At 60.7% G+C, this 19,719-nt stretch carries 17 protein-coding genes; 9 read left to right on the forward strand and 8 right to left on the reverse strand.

The annotated features are described in order from the left end of the window. Nucleotides 1-63: 63 nt before the first annotated feature. Nucleotides 64-510, reverse strand: a complete 447-nt coding sequence (locus L1O02_RS11130; RefSeq protein WP_060840127.1) for an NUDIX hydrolase — start codon at nucleotides 508-510, stop codon at nucleotides 64-66. Between the two features lie 161 nt (nucleotides 511-671). Next, the gene (locus L1O02_RS11135) at nucleotides 672-2,897 is read right to left on the reverse strand and encodes an NADP-dependent isocitrate dehydrogenase (protein ID WP_235759852.1); all 2,226 of its coding nucleotides are present in this window, start codon (nucleotides 2,895-2,897) and stop codon (nucleotides 672-674) included. Nucleotides 2,898-3,402: 505 nt separating this feature from the next. Between L1O02_RS11135 and icd the strand changes: the two genes are divergently transcribed. Then, entirely contained in the window at nucleotides 3,403-4,659 is a 1,257-nt protein-coding gene (gene icd / locus L1O02_RS11140) for an NADP-dependent isocitrate dehydrogenase (protein WP_016964815.1), read from the forward strand. Between the two features lie 79 nt (nucleotides 4,660-4,738). Here icd and cspD read toward each other — a convergent pair whose 3' ends face one another. After that, the gene (gene cspD / locus L1O02_RS11145) at nucleotides 4,739-4,996 is read right to left on the reverse strand and encodes a cold shock domain-containing protein CspD (protein WP_016964814.1); all 258 of its coding nucleotides are present in this window, start codon (nucleotides 4,994-4,996) and stop codon (nucleotides 4,739-4,741) included. A gap of 224 nt (nucleotides 4,997-5,220) precedes the next feature. Here cspD and clpS point away from each other — a divergent pair, with 224 nt between their 5' ends. Next, on the forward strand, nucleotides 5,221-5,583 hold the full coding sequence (clpS, locus tag L1O02_RS11150; RefSeq protein ID WP_011062173.1) for an ATP-dependent Clp protease adapter ClpS: 363 nt from the start codon (nucleotides 5,221-5,223) through the stop codon (nucleotides 5,581-5,583). 29 nt (nucleotides 5,584-5,612) lie between these two features. Then, on the forward strand, nucleotides 5,613-7,883 hold the full coding sequence (gene clpA / locus L1O02_RS11155; RefSeq protein WP_060840125.1) for an ATP-dependent Clp protease ATP-binding subunit ClpA: 2,271 nt from the start codon (nucleotides 5,613-5,615) through the stop codon (nucleotides 7,881-7,883). Between the two features lie 125 nt (nucleotides 7,884-8,008). Here clpA and infA read toward each other — a convergent pair whose 3' ends face one another. The 4 genes from infA to trxB form a co-directional block, all read right to left on the reverse strand. Next, nucleotides 8,009-8,227 (reverse strand): translation initiation factor IF-1, encoded by a 219-nt coding sequence (gene infA, locus L1O02_RS11160; RefSeq protein WP_002553999.1) that lies wholly within the window; start codon nucleotides 8,225-8,227, stop codon nucleotides 8,009-8,011. Between the two features lie 100 nt (nucleotides 8,228-8,327). After that, nucleotides 8,328-9,035 (reverse strand): arginyltransferase, encoded by a 708-nt coding sequence (locus tag L1O02_RS11165; RefSeq protein WP_060844104.1) that lies wholly within the window; start codon nucleotides 9,033-9,035, stop codon nucleotides 8,328-8,330. Between the two features lie 58 nt (nucleotides 9,036-9,093). After that, nucleotides 9,094-9,774: a leucyl/phenylalanyl-tRNA--protein transferase gene (aat, locus tag L1O02_RS11170; protein WP_108545744.1), complete on the reverse strand. Its 681-nt coding sequence runs from the start codon at nucleotides 9,772-9,774 to the stop codon at nucleotides 9,094-9,096. Between the two features lie 72 nt (nucleotides 9,775-9,846). Beyond that, on the reverse strand, nucleotides 9,847-10,797 hold the full coding sequence (gene trxB / locus L1O02_RS11175) for a thioredoxin-disulfide reductase (RefSeq protein ID WP_108545743.1): 951 nt from the start codon (nucleotides 10,795-10,797) through the stop codon (nucleotides 9,847-9,849). 296 nt (nucleotides 10,798-11,093) lie between these two features. Between trxB and L1O02_RS11180 the strand changes: the two genes are divergently transcribed. The 6 genes from L1O02_RS11180 to cysG all read left to right on the forward strand — a co-directional run bounded on the left by L1O02_RS11180 (nucleotide 11,094) and on the right by cysG (nucleotide 18,615). After that, nucleotides 11,094-13,502: a DNA translocase FtsK gene (locus L1O02_RS11180; RefSeq protein ID WP_060840121.1), complete on the forward strand. Its 2,409-nt coding sequence runs from the start codon at nucleotides 11,094-11,096 to the stop codon at nucleotides 13,500-13,502. 67 nt (nucleotides 13,503-13,569) lie between these two features. Continuing rightward, nucleotides 13,570-14,193 carry an outer membrane lipoprotein chaperone LolA gene (gene lolA, locus L1O02_RS11185; protein ID WP_011062167.1) on the forward strand — a complete coding sequence of 208 codons (624 nt, stop codon included), beginning with the start codon at nucleotides 13,570-13,572 and terminating at the stop codon, nucleotides 14,191-14,193. 33 nt (nucleotides 14,194-14,226) lie between these two features. Further along, nucleotides 14,227-15,552: a replication-associated recombination protein A gene (locus tag L1O02_RS11190; protein WP_102864735.1), complete on the forward strand. Its 1,326-nt coding sequence runs from the start codon at nucleotides 14,227-14,229 to the stop codon at nucleotides 15,550-15,552. Continuing rightward, nucleotides 15,549-15,923 carry a fluoride efflux transporter CrcB gene (gene crcB / locus L1O02_RS11195; protein ID WP_041119048.1) on the forward strand — a complete coding sequence of 125 codons (375 nt, stop codon included), beginning with the start codon at nucleotides 15,549-15,551 and terminating at the stop codon, nucleotides 15,921-15,923. The genes L1O02_RS11190 and crcB overlap by 4 nt, the downstream gene beginning before the upstream one ends. A 16-nt stretch (nucleotides 15,924-15,939) precedes the next feature. Further along, nucleotides 15,940-17,220 carry a serine--tRNA ligase gene (gene serS, locus L1O02_RS11200; protein WP_060840119.1) on the forward strand — a complete coding sequence of 427 codons (1,281 nt, stop codon included), beginning with the start codon at nucleotides 15,940-15,942 and terminating at the stop codon, nucleotides 17,218-17,220. After that, nucleotides 17,221-18,615, forward strand: coding sequence for a siroheme synthase CysG (cysG, locus tag L1O02_RS11205; RefSeq protein ID WP_235759853.1), 1,395 nt, complete (start codon nucleotides 17,221-17,223; stop codon nucleotides 18,613-18,615). It begins immediately after the preceding gene. A gap of 71 nt (nucleotides 18,616-18,686) precedes the next feature. Here cysG and L1O02_RS11210 read toward each other — a convergent pair whose 3' ends face one another. Next, on the reverse strand, nucleotides 18,687-19,688 hold the full coding sequence (locus tag L1O02_RS11210; protein ID WP_235759854.1) for a glutathione S-transferase family protein: 1,002 nt from the start codon (nucleotides 19,686-19,688) through the stop codon (nucleotides 18,687-18,689). Nucleotides 19,689-19,719 lie beyond the last annotated feature (31 nt).

The following is a 19,719-nucleotide window of genomic DNA, read 5'->3' on the forward strand; positions in this document are numbered from 1 at the left end:
AACGGGTGTCTTGAAAAAGGACGCGATTCTAACAGGCTGAGGCCTGCAAGGCTAAAACTGCGGTTAAAGCATTGGTCGGATCAGCGCCAGGCTGTGCAACTGGCCGTCCAGGTAATCGTCCAGGCATTGCAGGATCAGCTCGCTGCGCCAGTGGGCGCGCTGTTCCAGCAGTTGCTCGCGGCTCAGCCAGCGTGGGCCGATGATGCCGTCATCCAGCTGATAGTCCGGACGGTGGCGCAGCGCTTTGGCGGCAAAGCACACGCGCTGGTAGGTCACGCCGTTGCTGGGGGCGGTGTACAGGTAGATGCCGACCACGCCGGTCAACTCCACGTCCCAGCCGGTTTCCTCCAGGGTTTCGCGAATGGCCGCCTGGAGCAGGCTTTCATTGGCATCCAGGTGCCCGGCGGGCTGGTTGAGCACGGCGTGTTCGCCCGAGTACTCCTCGACGAACAGGAAGCGGCCCTGGTCCTCGACGATGGTGGCGACAGTGATATGGGGTTGCCATTCCATAAAGGCACTCCTTTATAAGGGGGAAGCATTGTAGGAGCCGGCTTGCCGGCGAAGCGAGCGCCGCATGTCCGGCGTAGAGGCGTTCACCGGCAAGCTGGCTCCTAGTGGGCCCAGAAGCACAAACCCCGGCGCTAGGCCGGGGTTTGTATGTTCGCTCGTGCTTACACCAGCGCAGCGATGGCCGCGTTGAGGGTGGCGCTCGGGCGCATGGCCTTGCTCACCAGCTCAGGGTTGGCGCTGTAGTAGCCGCCGATGTCCACGGGCTTGCCCTGTACGGCGTTGAGCTCGGCGACGATGGTCGCTTCGTTCTCGGTCAGGGTCTTGGCCAGAGGGCTGAACTGCGCTTGCAGGGCAGCGTCCTCGGTCTGGGCGGCCAGGGCTTGTGCCCAGTACTGCGCCAGGTAGAAGTGGCTGCCGCGGTTGTCGATGTTGCCGACTTTGCGCGATGGCGACTTGTTGTTGTCGAGGAACTGGCCGGTGGCCTGGTCCAGGGTCTTGGCCAGTACCAGGGCTTTCGGGTTGTTGTAGGTGTTGCCCAGGTGCTCCAGGGAGGCGGCCAGGGCCAGGAACTCACCCAGGGAATCCCAGCGCAGGAAGTTCTCTTCCAGCAGCTGTTGCACATGCTTCGGAGCCGAACCGCCGGCGCCGGTTTCGAACAGGCCGCCACCGTTCATCAGCGGCACGATCGACAGCATCTTGGCGCTGGTGCCCAGCTCCATGATCGGGAACAGGTCGGTCAGGTAGTCGCGCAGTACGTTGCCGGTCACCGAGATGGTGTCCTTGCCGTCGCGGGTGCGGGCCAGGGTGAACTTCATGGCTTCGACCGGGGACATGATGCGGATGTCCAGATCGCTGGTGTCGTGATCCTTCAGGTAGGCCTGAACTTTCTCGATCATCACGCCGTCGTGGGCGCGCATCGGGTCCAGCCAGAAAATCGCCGGGGTGCTGCTGGCACGGGCACGGTTGACGGCGAGCTTGACCCAGTCCTGGATCGGCGCGTCCTTGGTCTGGCACATGCGGAAGATGTCGCCGGCTTCGACTTTCTGCTCCAGCAGCAGCTTGCCTTGGCTGTCGGTCACGCGAACCACGCCGTCAGCCTTGATTTCGAAGGTCTTGTCGTGGGAGCCGTATTCTTCGGCTTTTTTCGCCATCAGGCCGACGTTTGGCACGCTGCCCATGGTGGTCGGATCGAACGCGCCATTGGCTTTGCAGTCTTCGATCACGGCCTGGTAGATGGTGGCGTAGCAACGGTCCGGGATCACGGCCTTGGTGTCGTGCAGTTGGCCGTCGGTGCCCCACATCTTGCCGGAGTCACGGATCATGGCCGGCATCGAGGCGTCGACGATCACGTCGCTCGGTACGTGCAGGTTGGTGATGCCTTTGTCGGAGTTGACCATGGCCAGGGCAGGGCGTGCAGCGTAGACCGCCTGGATGTCGGCTTCGATCGCGGCTTGCTGCTCGGCTGGCAGGGCCTTGATGCGGGCGTACAGGTCGCCAATGCCGTTGTTCAGGTTGAAGCCGATTTCCTGCAGCACGGCGGCGTGCTTGCTCAGGGCGTCCTGATAGAACTCGGCAACGATCTGGCCGAACATGATCGGGTCGGAGACCTTCATCATGGTGGCCTTGAGGTGCACCGACAGCAGTACGCCTTGTTTCTTGGCGTCTTCGATTTCAGCGGCGATGAAGGCGCGCAGGGCCTTTTTGCTCATCACGGCGCAGTCGAGGATCTCACCAGCTTGCACGGTGGTCTTTTGTTTCAGGACGGTGGCGGTGCCGTCTTGGGCGATCAGCTCGATCTTGACGCTGTCTGCGGCTTCGATCAGGGCGGCTTTTTCGCTGCCGTAGAAGTCGCCGTTGCTCATGTGGGCAACGTGGGACTTGGAGTCCTTGGCCCAGGCGCCCATCTTGTGCGGGTGTTTGCGCGCGTAGTTCTTCACCGACAGCGGAGCGCGGCGGTCGGAGTTGCCTTCACGCAGGACCGGGTTCACGGCGCTGCCCTTGACCTTGTCGTAGCGCGCCTTGGCGTCTTTGTCGGCGTCGCTGGTCACGGTTTCCGGGTAGTCCGGCAGGGCGTAGCCCTGGGCCTGCAGTTCCTTGATCGCGGCTTGCAGCTGCGGTACCGAGGCGCTGATGTTCGGCAGCTTGATGATGTTGGCTTCTGGGGTGACGGCCAGTTCGCCCAGTTCGGCGAGGTGGTCCGGCACCGCTTTGGCACCCAACTGCTCAGGGAAGCTGGCGAGGATACGGCCGGCCAGGGAGATGTCGCGGGTTTCCACGGCGATATCAGCCGAAGCGGTGAAGGCTTCTACGATAGGCAGCAGGGAATAGGTGGCGAGGGCCGGAGCTTCGTCGGTGAAGGTATAGATGATCTTCGAGCGGGTGGGCATATTCGGATTAACTCTCTTCTTTGCTAAAGCGTGCGCAGAAACTCGAGGTGCGCCGGGTAAGCGCTTTCGTTCAAAGGTCATCCATGAGCCGAATGTCGAGGTTTCTTCGCGGTGATGTTGGGTGCATCAGTCGAGCGTCAAGCGGGTGGGCTGCGGTAACAACCCGGCTTTGGGCGGCCGGTCTCGGCTTGTTTTCTTCGGTAGCAGAGCGTTCGGCCGTCGTGACTCTATGGTCAGCGGCGGCATTATACATAGGTAGCTAGCAAAGCGCCGTTGCTTCATAGGTACCGGTGCTCGTCCATTGGTCTAAAGGTCGCAGGCGGGGTGCAGGCGTAGAGTCGTTGGCTGTGCTCGAATTTGGCACTTTTCCCTTTGCATTCAGGCTTGTAGGCCGCGAACCGTAAAGCTTTCACGGCATATGGGTGGAACATGAGGTTCCCGTCCAGATTCAACTGGGTTACGCTCGAACGCAGCCAGATGTTCAATCCACACAACGGAGTTCAGCATGGGATACAAGAAGATTCAGGTTCCAGCAGTCGGCGACAAAATCACCGTCAACGCAGACCATTCTCTCAATGTTCCTAACAACCCGATTATTCCTTTCATCGAAGGCGACGGTATTGGTGTTGATATCAGCCCGGTCATGATCAAGGTTGTCGATGCTGCGGTTAAGAAGGCTTACGGCGGCGAACGCAAGATTTCCTGGATGGAAGTGTATGCCGGGGAAAAAGCGACTCAAGTGTACGACCAGGACACCTGGCTTCCTCAGGAAACCCTGGACGCGGTGAAGGATTACGTGGTTTCCATCAAGGGTCCGCTGACCACTCCGGTCGGTGGCGGTATCCGTTCCCTGAACGTGGCCCTGCGTCAGCAACTCGATCTTTACGTGTGCCTGCGCCCGGTGCGCTGGTTCGAAGGCGTGCCCAGCCCGGTGAAAAAGCCGGGTGATGTGGACATGACCATCTTCCGTGAAAACTCCGAAGACATTTACGCCGGTATCGAGTGGAAGGCCGGTTCGGCAGAAGCCACCAAGGTCATCAAGTTCCTTAAAGAAGAAATGGGTGTCACCAAGATCCGTTTCGACGAAAACTGCGGCATCGGTGTCAAGCCGGTTTCCCTGCAGGGCACCAAGCGTCTGGCGCGCAAGGCGCTGCAATATGTAGTGGATAACGATCGTGATTCGCTGACCATCGTCCACAAGGGCAACATCATGAAGTTCACCGAAGGTGCCTTCAAGGAATGGGCTTATGAAGTGGCGGCCGAAGAGTTCGGCGCAACCCTGCTGGACGGCGGTCCGTGGATGCAGTTCAAGAACCCGAAAACCGGCAAGAACGTCATCGTCAAGGATGCCATCGCCGATGCCATGCTCCAGCAGATCCTGCTGCGTCCGGCGGAATACGATGTGATCGCCACTCTGAACCTCAACGGTGACTATCTGTCCGACGCCCTGGCGGCGGAAGTGGGCGGCATTGGTATCGCTCCAGGTGCCAACCTGTCCGATACCGTGGCCATGTTCGAGGCAACCCACGGTACTGCGCCCAAGTATGCCGGCAAGGATCAGGTCAACCCGGGCTCGCTGATTCTCTCTGCGGAAATGATGTTGCGTCACATGGGTTGGACCGAGGCGGCGGACCTCATTATCAAGGGCACCAACGGCGCGATTTCGGCCAAGACGGTGACCTATGACTTCGAGCGTCTGATGGAGGGTGCGACCCTGCTGTCTTCCTCGGCCTTCGGCGATGCGCTGATCTCGCATATGTAAGCGCAACCGCGCGCAAAGCAAACCGGCCGACTCAATCCCTTGAGTCGGCCGGTTTTTTTATCACTGGATGTTGGGTGTATCAGCTCAAGGCGCTTTCAGGTTGCGCCTCGGCGGGGATGATTTCACCGGGCACCTTCAAGGCGCTGATTTTGACCGCATGCAGGCCCTTGGGGCCCTGGATGATCTCGAAGCTCACAGCCTGTCCGGCTTTCAAGGTCTTGTAGCCATCCATCTCGATGGCCGAGTAATGGGCAAACAGATCATCCGTCTTGCCCTCCTCATTAATAAAGCCATAACCCTTGGCATTGTTGAACCACTTGACCTTACCGCTAGCCATACTCATATCCCTCTGCAACAGACTCCATCACTGGAGTATCATCCAGTTCATCCGCCGCCAAGCTTGGTAAAAAGGTTGACGCCGCGGACGTTTATTACCCAATGTGGGCCCTATTGGTTGTAACACCGTTTTGCCGATAGTCAAGGTGACCCGGCGGTCGGAGTTGAATTCCATCCAGAGCGCCCCCACCACTGTATTTGCACAACTGACGAACCTTTCTTTCCATGCATGCAATCAGCCAGATTCGACTAACATTCAATCAGGATCGCCCGGACTTGCACGACGACGATTCCGCTGGCTTGGCTGTACAGGAAGCTAAGCCTGCATTACAGGCGCCGCCGATGTACAAGGTGGTTTTGTTCAACGATGACTACACCCCGATGGATTTCGTCGTCGAAGTGCTCGAGATGTTTTTTAACCTGAATCGCGAGCTGGCGACCAAGGTCATGCTGGCCGTCCATACAGAAGGGCGGGCAGTGTGTGGATTGTTTACCCGCGACATCGCCGAGACAAAGGCCATGCAGGTCAACCAGTACGCCCGGGAAAGCCAGCATCCGCTACTCTGTGAAATCGAGAAGGACGGTTAACGCCGACCACTTGGGTATGAGGTGAAGCTATGTTAAACCGCGAGCTCGAAGTCACCCTCAATCTCGCCTTCAAGGAGGCCCGTTCGAAGCGTCATGAGTTCATGACCGTCGAGCACCTTCTGTTGGCTCTTTTGGATAATGAGGCCGCCGCCACCGTTTTACGTGCCTGCGGAGCAAACCTCGACAAACTCAAGCACGACCTGCAGGAGTTCATCGACTCCACCACGCCGCTGATCCCGGTCCATGACGAGGATCGCGAGACTCAGCCGACCCTGGGTTTCCAGCGTGTGCTGCAGCGTGCTGTCTTTCACGTCCAGAGCTCGGGCAAGCGTGAAGTCACTGGCGCCAATGTGCTGGTGGCCATCTTCAGTGAGCAAGAGAGTCAGGCGGTGTTCCTGCTCAAGCAGCAGAGCGTCGCCCGTATCGATGTGGTCAATTACATCGCCCACGGCATCTCCAAGGTGCCTGGGCATGGCGATCATTCTGAAGGTGAACAGGATATGCAGGATGAAGAGGGTGGTGAGTCGTCTTCTTCGAGTAATCCCCTGGATGCCTATGCAAGCAATCTCAACGAGCTGGCCCGTCAGGGGCGCATTGATCCGCTGGTAGGGCGTGAGCAGGAAGTGGAGCGTGTAGCCCAGATCCTGGCTCGTCGGCGCAAGAACAACCCGTTGCTGGTGGGTGAAGCGGGCGTGGGCAAGACCGCGATTGCCGAAGGCCTGGCCAAGCGTATCGTCGACAATCAAGTGCCGGATCTGCTGACCAACAGCGTGGTCTACTCCCTGGACCTCGGAGCATTGCTGGCGGGTACCAAATACCGTGGCGACTTCGAGAAGCGCTTCAAGGCGTTGCTGAGCGAGTTGAAAAAACGCCCTCAGGCGATCCTGTTCATCGATGAAATCCATACCATCATCGGTGCCGGTGCGGCGTCCGGTGGGGTGATGGATGCCTCGAACCTGCTCAAGCCATTGCTGTCTTCGGGTGACATCCGCTGTATCGGTTCGACCACGTTCCAGGAGTTTCGTGGCATTTTCGAGAAGGATCGCGCCCTGGCGCGGCGCTTCCAGAAAGTCGACGTGTCCGAGCCCTCGGTTGAAGACACCATCGGCATCCTGCGCGGTCTCAAGGGGCGTTTCGAACAGCATCACAGTATCGAATACAGTGATGAGGCGCTGCGTGCCGCTGCGGAGCTGGCCTCGCGCTACATCAATGACCGGCACATGCCTGACAAGGCCATCGATGTGATTGACGAGGCGGGTGCCTATCAGCGCCTGCAGCCGGTTGATAAGCGCGTGAAGCGCATTGAAGTGGCCCAGGTTGAAGATATCGTGGCGAAAATTGCCCGGATTCCACCAAAACACGTCACCAGCTCCGATAAAGAGTTGCTGCGCAACCTTGAACGCGATCTCAAGTTGACGGTGTTCGGTCAGGATGCGGCGATTGATTCGCTGTCCACGGCGATCAAGCTGTCCCGTGCCGGCCTGAAATCCCCGGACAAACCAGTCGGTTCCTTCCTGTTCGCAGGTCCTACCGGTGTCGGCAAGACCGAGGCCGCCCGGCAATTGGCCAAGGCCATGGGGATCGAGTTGGTGCGCTTCGACATGTCCGAGTACATGGAGCGGCATACTGTCTCGCGTCTGATTGGTGCGCCTCCCGGCTATGTCGGTTTTGATCAGGGCGGTTTGCTGACCGAAGCGATCACCAAGCAGCCACATTGCGTGTTGCTGCTCGATGAAATCGAGAAAGCTCATCCGGAAGTCTTCAACCTGCTGCTGCAGGTGATGGATCACGGCACCCTGACCGACAACAACGGGCGCAAGGCGGATTTCCGCAATGTCATCCTCATCATGACCACCAACGCCGGTGCTGAAACCGCGGCGCGAGCCTCCATAGGTTTCACTCATCAGGATCATTCTTCCGATGCCATGGAAGTGATCAAGAAGAGCTTCACGCCGGAGTTCCGCAACCGTCTGGACACCATTATCCAGTTCGGTCGCCTGAGCCATGAAGTGATCAAGAGCGTGGTGGACAAGTTCCTTACCGAGCTTCAAGCGCAACTGGAAGACAAGCGCGTGCAGCTGGAAGTGACCGATGCCGCTCGCAGCTGGCTGGCTGCCGGTGGTTACGACGTGACGATGGGTGCGCGTCCGATGGCGCGTTTGATCCAGGACAAGATCAAGCGTCCCCTGGCCGAGGAGATCCTGTTTGGCGAATTGTCCGACCATGGCGGTGTGGTGCACATCGACATCAAGGATGGCGAGTTGACCTTCGATTTCGAAACCACGGCGGAAATGGCTTGATGGCCGCATAACGCAGCAGTACCGCCAAAGGCACCGGAGGGTGCCTTTGTGCTATCTGGGGTTTGCCGGTTTATTCGAGACGAACAAAAACGCCCGGCATAACCGGGCGTCTTGTATTGACTTGCTTAGCGAGCGCGGTAAGTGATCCGACCTTTGCTCAAGTCATAGGGCGTCAGCTCGACGCGCACTTTGTCACCGGTAAGAATACGAATGTAGTTCTTGCGCATCTTGCCGGAAATATGCGCGGTTACGACGTGCCCATTTTCCAACTCCACGCGAAACATGGTGTTGGGCAGGGTGTCGACGACAGTGCCTTCCATTTCGAAGCTGTCTTCTTTCGACATGCAGTAAAGCCCTCGGTATCCAATGAATGGCCCGGTGCAACTGCGCCAGGCAAAAGCGGCGTGCATTGTGCCCGAAAAGTGGGGTTTAAGCCAAGACCTTCTAGTTGAGGATCACCCATCTCTGGTTAACCAGTAGCTCTATGGGGCGATATTGGGTCTTGTAGCTCATCTTTTTGCAGTTTTTGATCCAGTAGCCGAGGTACACCGCGTCCAGGCCCTGGCGCAGGGTTTCGCCAATTTGCCAGAGAATCGCATAACGCCCCAGGCTGCGGCGTTCTTCGTCGGGCTCATAGAAGGTGTAGACCGCGGAAAGGCCATTGGGCAGCAGGTCGGTGACCGCTACTGCCAGCAGGCGACCGTCCAGGCGGAACTCATAGAAGCGCGAGAAGGGCAGGTCGCGAACCAGGAAGGTCGAGAACTGGTCGCGGCTGGGAGGGAACATGTCGCCATCGGCGTGACGTTGCTCGATATAGCGTTGATACAGCTCGAAATATTCTTCGCTGAATGCCGGTTTGGCCGCTTGTACCCGCAGATCGCTGTTGCGTTTGAGGATGCGCTTTTGTTGACGGTTGGGCAGGAATTGCGCCACGGGGATGCGCGCCGGCACACAAGCGTTGCAATTCTGGCAGTGGGGCCGGTACAGGTGATCTCCACTGCGGCGAAAGCCCATTTCCGACAGGTCCGCATAAACGTGCACGTCCATGGGCTGACTGGGATCGAGGAACAGGGTAGTGGCCTGTTCGTCGGGCAGGTAGCTGCAAGAGTGGGGTTGAGTGGCATAAAACTTCAGGCGCGCCAACTCGGTCATGAGTCAACCCTCGGAATAAGCTTTGAAATTAAGTGTAAGCCACCGCCGTCAAACCCGCCTAGGAAACCCATGTGGCGCGGCTCGGCTGATCCAGATGCCGCTTGAGGTAGTCGGCGAATTCCGCTCGGGTAATGGATCTCGCCCCCAGACTGTGCAAGTGCTCGGTGGGCATCTGGCAGTCGATCAGCACAAAACCCCACGCCTTCAGGTGTTGTACCAGGGTCGCGAAGCCGAATTTCGAAGCATTATCGGCGCGGCTGAACATCGACTCGCCAAAGAACAACTGCCCCATGGCCAGACCATAAAGGCCGCCTACCAGCTCGCCCTGATCCCAGACTTCCACCGAGTGAGCGTGGCCGCGTTGGTGCAGTTGCTGATAGGCCTGCTGCATGGCTTCGCTGATCCAGGTGCCGTCGGCGTAGGCGCGGGGAGCTGCACAGGCGCTGATCACGGCAGCGAAATCCTGGTCGAAAGTCACTTCATAGCGCTGTTTGCGCAGCAGCTTGCCCAGGCTGCGGGACACATGCAGCTCATCAGGGAGGAGTACGGTGCGCGGATCAGGAGACCACCAGAGGATGGGTTGGCCTTCAGAAAACCAGGGAAAACAGCCATGACGATAGGCCTGGACCAGGCGGTCGGCCGATAGATCACCGCCCGCAGCCAGCAGCCCGTTGGGCTCGCGCATGGCTTTTTCCAGAGGGGGGAAGGCAAGGTTGTTGCGTTGTAACCAGGTCAGCATGGCATCCAGACTTGTGGCAGGGGAGGGCGGTGGCGGGTCAATATTGGCCCGCCACAAGCGTAGGGCGAGGGGTTAGTGGTCGTCGAGGAATTTTTCCGCATCCAGGGCTGCCATGCAGCCAGCGCCCGCAGAAGTAATGGCTTGGCGATAGACGTGATCGGCCACGTCGCCGGCAGCGAATACTCCCGGGATGCCGGTAGCGGTGGCGTCGCCTTCGCTGCCGCCCTTGACCAGCAGATAGCCGTCACGCATCTCCAGTTGCCCCTGGAACAGGTCGGTATTGGGTTTGTGACCGATGGCGATAAATACCCCAGCCAACGCCAGGTCCTTGGTGGCTCCGCTGTGGCTGTCCTTGAGGCGGGCACCGGTCACGCCGCTGGCATCTCCCAGCACCTCCTGCAGGTGCTGGTTCCAGTGCAGGCGAATATTGCCGTTGGCGGCCTTGTCGAACAGCTTGTCCTGAAGGATTTTCTCCGCGCGAAGCTTGTCGCGGCGGTGCACCAGGTGCACTTCCTTGGCGATATTGGACAGGTACAGGGCTTCTTCCACGGCGGTATTGCCACCACCGACCACTGCCACCACCTGATTGCGATAGAAGAAGCCGTCGCAAGTGGCGCAGGCGGAAACCCCTTTGCCGGCAAACGCTTCCTCCGAGGGCAGGCCCAGGTACTGCGCCGATGCGCCGGTGGCGATGATCAGCGCGTCGCAACTGTAGGTGCCACTGTCGCCGATGAGGATAAAGGGGCGCTGCTGCAACTGAACGGTGTGAATGTGGTCATAGACGATCTGGGTATCGAAGCGCTCGGCGTGCCTCTGCATGCGCTCCATCAATACGGGTCCGGTCAGTCCTTCGACATCGCCGGGCCAGTTGTCCACTTCGGTGGTGGTGGTCAGTTGTCCGCCGGCTTGCAGGCCGGTAATAACCGTGGGTTTGAGGTTGGCGCGGGCGGCGTAGACGGCGGCGCTGTAACCGGCTGGACCGGAGCCCAGAATGATCAGGCGGGAATGCTGTGCTTGGTTCATAAAAACACCTCATAAGCCTTTGTCACAAAAGAGAATGCATGCTCCAATTGAACAGTGCGTATCACGCAATTGACTATGCTTAACAGACTGTTCTGACGTGGCATGGTGTGAACAAACCCGTACAATACGACGATGTACCAGGCTTATTCAGAATTGCACCGTTTCAGAAGCAAGGGGCAGAGTGTTAAAAGTAGCCCCAGTTAGGCCGGTCAACTTTATTTACCTGCTCGGATTGAGCAGTATCTTGTTAGTCAATCACCCGTTGGACGCGCTTATGGCGCAGGAAAAGACGCGTTTTGAAGAAATCCACCGCAGCACCTAAACCTGTTGTTCCGCTCTGGCGTCAGCAATTGCACTACCGGCTCAAGGAAGGTGCATTGATCGCCATTGGAGCCCTGTGCCTGTTCTTGATGATGGCACTTCTGACCTACGGTAAAGATGATCCGGGTTGGAGTCATAACAGCAAGATCGAAGATGTGCAGAACTTCGGTGGGCCCGCCGGTTCTTACAGCGCCGATATCCTGTTTATGGTGTTGGGTTATTTCGCTTATATCTTCCCGCTGCTGTTGGCGATCAAGACCTATCAGATCTTCCGTCAGCGTCATGAGCCCTGGCAGTGGAGCGGCTGGCTGTTTTCCTGGCGACTGATCGGCCTGGTGTTCCTGGTGCTGTCCGGCGCTGCGCTGGCCCATATCCATTTTCATGCCCCCACCGGCCTGCCTGCCGGTGCCGGTGGTGCCCTGGGCGAAAGCCTGGGTGACCTGGCCAAGAATGCCCTGAACGTGCAGGGCAGTACCCTGATGTTCATTGCCCTGTTCCTGTTCGGCCTGACGGTATTTACCGACCTGTCCTGGTTCAAGGTGATGGACGTCACCGGCAAGATCACTCTCGACCTGTTCGAACTGTTCCAGGGCGCGGCCAATCGCTGGTGGGATGCCCGCGTGGAGCGCAAGCAACTGGTGGCGCAGCTGCGCGAGGTGGATGCTCGGGTCGATGAGGTCGTGACCCCGAACATCGCCGACAAGCGCGAGCAGGCCAAGGTCAAGGAGCGTCTGATCGAGCGCGAGCAGGCTTTGAGCAAGCACATGTCCGAGCGCGAGAAACAGGTGCCGCCGGTGATCACGCCGGTAGCGGTCAAACCGCCCGAGCCCAGCAAGCGCGTGCAGAAAGAGAAGCAGGCGCCGCTGTTCGTCGACAGCGCGGTGGAAGGCACCTTGCCGCCGATCTCGATTCTTGATCCGGCGGAAAAAAAGCAGCTCAATTATTCGCCCGAATCCCTGGCCGCCGTCGGTCACCTGCTGGAAATCAAGCTCAAGGAATTCGGCGTCGAGGTCGCGGTGGACTCGATCCATCCGGGCCCGGTGATTACCCGTTACGAAATCCAGCCGGCAGCGGGGGTGAAAGTCAGCCGTATCGCCAACCTGGCCAAGGATCTGGCCCGTTCCCTGGCCGTGACCAGCGTGCGGGTGGTGGAAGTGATTCCCGGCAAGACCACCGTCGGCATCGAGATTCCCAACGAAGACCGGCAGATCGTGCGTTTCTCCGAAGTGCTCTCGACCCCGGAATACGACAACTTCAAATCCCCGGTCACCCTGGCCCTGGGCCATGACATCGGCGGCAAGCCGATCATCACCGACCTGGCGAAAATGCCTCACCTGCTGGTGGCCGGTACCACTGGTTCCGGTAAGTCGGTGGGGGTCAACGCGATGATCCTGTCGATCCTGTTCAAGTCCGGCCCGGAAGACGCCAAGCTGATCATGATCGACCCGAAGATGCTCGAACTGTCGATCTACGAAGGCATTCCGCACCTGCTGTGCCCGGTGGTCACCGACATGAAGGACGCAGCCAACGCCCTGCGCTGGAGCGTGGCGGAGATGGAGCGGCGCTACAAGCTGATGGCCAAGATGGGGGTGCGCAATCTTTCGGGCTTCAACGCCAAGGTCAAGGAAGCCATCGACGCCGGCACACCACTGGCCGATCCGCTGTACAACCGCGAAAGCATCCACGACGAAGCGCCGCTGCTGACCAAGTTGCCGACCATCGTCGTGGTGGTGGACGAATTCGCCGACATGATGATGATCGTCGGCAAGAAGGTCGAAGAGCTGATCGCCCGTATCGCCCAGAAGGCCCGCGCCGCCGGTATCCATCTGATCCTCGCGACCCAGCGGCCGTCGGTGGACGTGATCACCGGCCTGATCAAGGCCAACATCCCGACCCGCATGGCGTTCCAGGTGTCGAGCAAGATCGACTCGCGGACCATCATCGACCAGGGCGGCGCCGAACAGCTGCTGGGTCACGGTGACATGCTCTACATGCCGCCTGGCACCAGCCTGCCGATCCGCGTCCACGGCGCCTTCGTCTCCGACGATGAAGTGCACCGCGTGGTGGAAGCCTGGAAACTGCGCGGCGCGCCGGAATACAACGACGACATCCTCAACGGTGTCGAAGAGGCGGGCAGTGGCTTCGAAGGCAGCAGCGGCGGTGGCGACGGTGATGATCCGGAAGCCGACGCGCTGTACGACGAAGCCGTGCAGTTCGTCCTGGAAAGCCGCCGGGCTTCGATCTCGGCGGTACAGCGCAAGCTGAAGATTGGCTACAACCGTGCCGCCCGGATGATCGAGGCCATGGAAATGGCCGGGGTGGTAACGGCGATGAACACCAACGGCTCCCGCGAAGTGCTGGCGCCGGGCCCGATGCGCGACTGATCCCGTTTCGTTTTCAGCGGCGTGAGGTCACGCCGCTCGCCTACCCATTCAATTTATGAGGAATTCCATGCGCCTGATTCGCATGTTGCTGCTGCCGGTACTGGCTGTGACCACCTTGTCGGCCCACGCCGACCCCAAAGACGTGGCGCGCCTGACCCAGTTGCTGGAAAAGTCCCAGACCCTGACTGCGCGTTTCTCACAGCTGACCCTGGACGGCAGCGGCACCCAATTGCAGGAAACCGCTGGCGAGATGTCGCTGCAGCGTCCTGGCCTGTTCTACTGGCACACCGATGCGCCGCAAGAGCAACTGATGGTTTCCGATGGTCAGAAAGTCTCGCTGTGGGACCCGGACCTGGAGCAGGTGACCATCAAGAAACTCGACCAGCGCTTGACCCAGACTCCGGCCCTGCTGTTGTCCGGTGACGTGTCGAAGATCAGCGAAAGCTTCGACATCACCTCCAAGGAAGCCGGTGGCGTGATGGACTTCACCCTCAAGCCGAAGACCCGCGACACCCTGTTCGACAGCCTGCGCCTGTCATTCCGCAACGGCATGATCAACGACATGCAGTTGATCGACAGCGTCGGCCAGCGCACCAATATCCTGTTCACCGGGGTCAAGGCCAACGAAGCGATCCCGGCGTCCAAGTTCAAGTTCGACATCCCCAAGGGTGCCGATGTGATCCAAGAGTAAGCAGCCGCAGCCGCAAGGTTTCGAAGGTAGTCCATGGACCTGTTTCGTAGTGCCCCGATCGCCCAGCCACTGGCCGCACGCTTGCGTGCCACCAACCTGGACGAGTACGTCGGTCAGCAGCACCTGCTGGCCCGGGGCAAGCCGCTGCGCGAGGCCCTGGAGCAGGGCGCCCTGCATTCGATGATCTTCTGGGGCCCTCCGGGAGTGGGTAAGACCACCCTGGCGCGGCTGCTGGCGGAAGTCTCGGACGCTCACTTCGAAACCGTCTCGGCGGTGCTGGCCGGGGTCAAGGAGATCCGCCAGGCGGTGGAAATCGCCAAGCAGCAGGCTGGGCAATACGGACGGCGGACCATTCTGTTTGTCGATGAAGTGCATCGTTTCAACAAGTCGCAACAGGATGCCTTCCTGCCCTACGTGGAAGACGGCACGCTGATCTTTATCGGTGCCACCACGGAAAACCCGTCCTTCGAACTCAACAATGCGCTGCTGTCCCGGGCCCGGGTCTATGTGCTCAAGAGCCTGGATGAAGCGGCCTTGGGCACCCTGGTACAGCGCGCCCTGACTGAAGAGCGGGGGCTGGGCAAGCGCCAGTTGAGGCTCAGCGATGAAGGCTTCCAGATGCTGCTGTCGGCGGCCGATGGCGATGGCCGGCGCATGCTCAACCTGCTGGAAAACGCCTCGGACCTAGCGGAAGACGGCGGCGAGATCGGCGTTGATCTGTTGCAAAGCCTGCTGGGGGATACCCGCCGGCGTTTCGACAAGGGTGGCGAAGCCTTCTACGACCAGATTTCCGCGTTGCACAAATCGGTGCGCGGCTCCAACCCTGACGGCGCCCTGTACTGGTTTGCGCGCATGCTCGACGGCGGCTGCGACCCGCTGTACCTGGCCCGGCGCGTGGTACGCATGGCCAGCGAGGACATCGGCAACGCCGACCCGCGGGCGCTGAGCCTGTGCCTGGCGGCCTGGGATGTGCAGGAGCGCCTGGGCAGCCCCGAAGGCGAGCTGGCGGTGGCCCAGGCCATCACCTACCTGGCCTGCGCGCCGAAGAGCAACGCCGTGTACATGGGCTTCAAGGCCGCCATGCGCGCCGCTGCCGAACACGGTTCGCTGGAGGTGCCGATTCACCTGCGCAACGCCCCGACCAAGCTGATGAAGCAGTTGGGTTACGGCGACGAATACCGCTACGCCCATGACGAGCCGGATGCCTACGCCGCTGGCGAAGACTATTTCCCCGAAGAGCTGGAGCCATTGCCGCTCTACCAGCCGGTGCCCCGCGGCCTGGAACTGAAGATCGGCGAGAAGCTCAAGCACCTGGCCGCCCTGGACCGGGCCAGCCCCTTGCAGCGGAGAAAACCGTGATCCCCCTGATCCTCGCAGTCTCCGCCGGTGGCGTGGCCGGTACCCTGTTGCGTTTCACCACGGGCAACTGGATCAACGCCAATTGGCCGCGGCACTTCTATACCGCGACGCTGGCCGTTAATATCGTGGGCTGCCTGCTGATCGGCGTGTTGTACGGACTGTTCCTGGTCCGTCCGGAAGTGCCGATCGAAGTGCGTGCCGGATTGATAGTGGGCTTCCTCGGTGGCCTGACGACTTTTTCATCCTTTTCACTGGATACCGTGCGTCTGCTGGAAAGCGGACAAGTGGCGCTGGCCCTGGGCTACGCGGCACTGAGCGTATTCGGCGGGCTGCTTGCTACCTGGGCCGGCCTGTCCTTGACCAAACTTTGATAAACGAGAGAACGACATGCTCGATTCCAAACTGTTACGTAGCAACCTCCAGGACGTAGCGGATCGTCTGGCATCCCGCGGCTTTGCCCTGGATGTGGCACGCATCGAAGCGCTGGAAGAACAGCGCAAGACCGTGCAGACCCGCACCGAGCAACTGCAGGCTGAACGTAACGCGCGCTCCAAGTCCATCGGCCAGGCCAAGCAACGCGGTGAAGACATCGCCCCGCTGATGGCTGACGTCGAGCGCATGGGGAACGAGCTGAGCACCGGCAAGGCCGAGCTGGAAAACATCCAGAGCGAACTGGACTCGATCCTGTTCGGCATTCCCAACCTGCCTCACGAATCGGTGCCGGTCGGTGAAGACGAGGACGGCAACGTTGAAGTGCGCCGCTGGGGCACTCCGACCACCTTCGACTTCCCGATCAAGGATCACGTGGCCCTGGGCGAAACCCACGGCTGGCTGGACTTTGAAACCGCCGCCAAGCTGTCCGGCGCGCGCTTCGCCCTGTTGCGCGGCCCGATCGCTCGTCTGCACCGCGCCCTGGCGCAGTTCATGATCAACCTGCACACCGGCGAGCACGGCTACGAAGAGGCCTACACCCCGTATCTGGTACAGGCCCCGGCCCTGGTGGGTACCAGCCAACTGCCGAAGTTCGAGGAAGACCTGTTCAAGATCACTCGCGAAGGCGAAGCCGATCTGTACCTGATCCCGACCGCCGAAGTGTCCCTGACCAACATCGTCGCCGGCGAGATCCTCGACGCCAAGCAACTGCCGCTGAAGTTCGTCGCCCACACGCCGTGCTTCCGCAGTGAAGCCGGTGCTTCGGGTCGCGACACCCGCGGCATGATCCGCCAGCACCAGTTCGACAAGGTCGAGATGGTCCAGGTGGTTGAGCCGTCGACTTCCATGGAAGCCCTGGAAGGCCTGACCGCCAACGCCGAAAAGGTCCTGCAACTGCTGCAACTGCCGTACCGCGTACTGGCCCTGTGCACCGGCGACATGGGCTTCAGCGCGCTCAAGACCTACGACCTGGAAGTCTGGGTGCCGAGCCAGGACAAATACCGCGAGATCTCCTCGTGCTCCAACTGCGGCGACTTCCAGGCCCGGCGCATGCAGGCGCGCTTCCGTAACCCGGAAACCGGCAAGCCTGAGCTGGTGCACACCCTCAACGGCTCCGGCCTGGCCGTGGGCCGGACCCTGGTGGCGGTGCTGGAGAACTACCAGCAGGCCGACGGTTCGATCCGCGTGCCGGACGTACTGAAGCCATACATGGGTGGTCTTGAGGTCATCGGCTAAATGGAATATCTGCCGCTGTTTCACAACCTTCGCGGCAGTCGTGTGTTGGTGGTCGGTGGAGGGGAGATTGCCTTGCGCAAATCCCGTCTGCTGGCCGATGCCGGTGCGCAGCTGCGAGTGGTCGCGCCTGAAATAGAAGCGCAATTGCAGGAACTGATCGTCGCCAGCGGCGGTGAGTCCCTGCTGCGCGGTTATGTCGAGGCCGACCTCGACGGCTGCACCCTGATCATCGCCGCCACCGACGACGAATCCCTCAATGCCCAGGTCTCCGCCGATGCCCGTCGGCGTTGCGTCCCGGTCAACGTGGTGGACGCGCCGGCCCTGTGCAGCGTGATCTTTCCCGCCATCGTCGACCGTTCGCCGCTGGTCATCGCGGTGTCCAGCGGCGGCGATGCGCCGGTGCTGGCGCGGTTGATCCGGGCCAAGCTGGAAACCTGGATTCCTTCCACCTACGGCCAGCTGGCCGGGTTGGCGGCGCGTTTCCGGGCCCAGGTCAAAGGCCTGTTTCCGGATGTGCAGCAGCGCCGGGCGTTCTGGGAGGATGTATTCCAGGGCCCCATCGCTGATCGCCAGCTGGCGGGGCAGGGCGCTGAAGCCGAGCGTCTGTTGCAGGCCAAGATTGCCGGCAAGGCGCCCCATGCGCCGGGCGAGGTGTATCTGGTCGGCGCGGGCCCGGGTGATCCGGACCTGCTGACCTTCCGCGCCCTGCGCCTGATGCAGCAGGCCGACGTGGTGCTCTACGACCGTCTGGTGGCGCCGGCGATTCTCGACCTGTGCCGCCGCGACGCCGAACGCATCTACGTCGGCAAGCGTCGCGCCAATCACGCCGTGCCTCAGGAGCAGATCAACCAGCAACTGGTGACCCTGGCCCGGCAAGGCAAGCGTGTGGTGCGGCTCAAGGGGGGCGATCCGTTCATCTTTGGCCGGGGCGGCGAAGAGATCGAAGAGCTGGCGGCCCACGGCATTCCGTTCCAGGTGGTGCCGGGGATTACCGCAGCCAGCGGTTGCTCGGCCTACGCCGGGATTCCCCTGACTCACCGCGACTACGCGCAGTCGGTGCGTTTCGTCACCGGGCATCTCAAGGACGGCACCAGCAACCTGCCCTGGAGCGACCTGGTGGCACCGGCCCAGACCCTGGTGTTCTACATGGGCCTGGTAGGTCTGCCGACCATCTGCGAGCAACTGATCAAGCACGGGCGCGGCGCCGACACCCCGGCAGCGCTGGTTCAGCAGGGCACCACCAGCAACCAGCGAGTGTTCACCGGTACCCTGGCCAACCTGCCGGCGATGGTGGCGGAGCACGAAGTGCACGCGCCGACCCTGGTGATCGTTGGCGAAGTGGTCCAGCTGCGCGAGAAGCTGGCCTGGTTCGAAGGCGCTCAGTCCGAGGTCTGAAAAGCTTCGCCGGCAAGCCGGCTCCTACAGATCCCACTGTTGTAGGAGCCGGCTTGCCGGCGAAAGCCTCCTCACCCCCTGCACCAAACCCCTTGTCCGCTCAACCGTTGCCGATCATGTGCGTGGCCGAAGTCCTGTTGCGGCCCCTTTGGCACGATCCCGGTCGGATTGATGGTGCGATGGCTGGCGTAGTAGTGCCCCTTGATATGGGTGAAATCCACCGTTTCGGCAATTCCCGGCCACTGATACAGCTCCCGCAGCCAGTTCGACAGGTTGGGGTAATCGGCCATCCGCCGCAGGTTGCACTTGAAGTGGCCGTGGTACACCGCATCGAAACGGATCAGCGTGGTGAACAGCCGCACATCGGCTTCGGTCAGGTACTCGCCAGCCAAGTAGCGTTGTTTTCCCAGTAACGCTTCCAAAGCATCCAGCTCGGCAAAGACATCATCGAACGCCGTCTCATAGGCCTGTTGTGACGTGGCGAACCCGGCGCGGTACACGCCATTGTTCAGCGCGGGGTAGATGCGTGCGTTGAGTTCATCGATGCGTGCGCGCAACGGCTGCGGGTAGAAGTCCAGGGCGTTGCCGGTCAGGCCGTCGAAGGCGCTGTTGAACATGCGGATGATCTCCGCCGACTCGTTGCTGACGATGCGCTGTTGCTGCTTGTCCCAAAGCACCGGCACGGTGACGCGGCCGGTGTAGTCGGCGCTGTCGGCGGTGTAGCGCTGGTGCATGTAGTCGAAGTGATCCAGTGCGTCGCCGCTGGAGCCGTAGGCGCTGTCGAAGGTCCAGCCGTGCTCGCGCATCAGCCAGCTGACCACCGAGACGTCGATCAACTGTTCCAACCCTTTGAGCTTGCGCAGGATCAGGGTGCGGTGGGCCCAGGGGCAGGCCAGGGAGACATACAGGTGGTAGCGCCCGGCCTCGGCGGCAAAGCCGCCTTCGCCGCTGGGGCCCGGGCGGCCATCGGCGGTGACCCAGTGCCGGCGTTGCGCCTGTTCCCGTTGGAAGGCGCCGTCCTTGCCGCTTTCGTACCACTGGTCATGCCAGCGCCCATCGATCAGCAGTCCCATGGAATGCTCCTCAGCTATTGTGCGTTGGAGT

This window comes from Pseudomonas sp. BC42 (assembly GCF_021560055.1).
In the GTDB taxonomy this organism is placed as follows: domain Bacteria; phylum Pseudomonadota; class Gammaproteobacteria; order Pseudomonadales; family Pseudomonadaceae; genus Aquipseudomonas.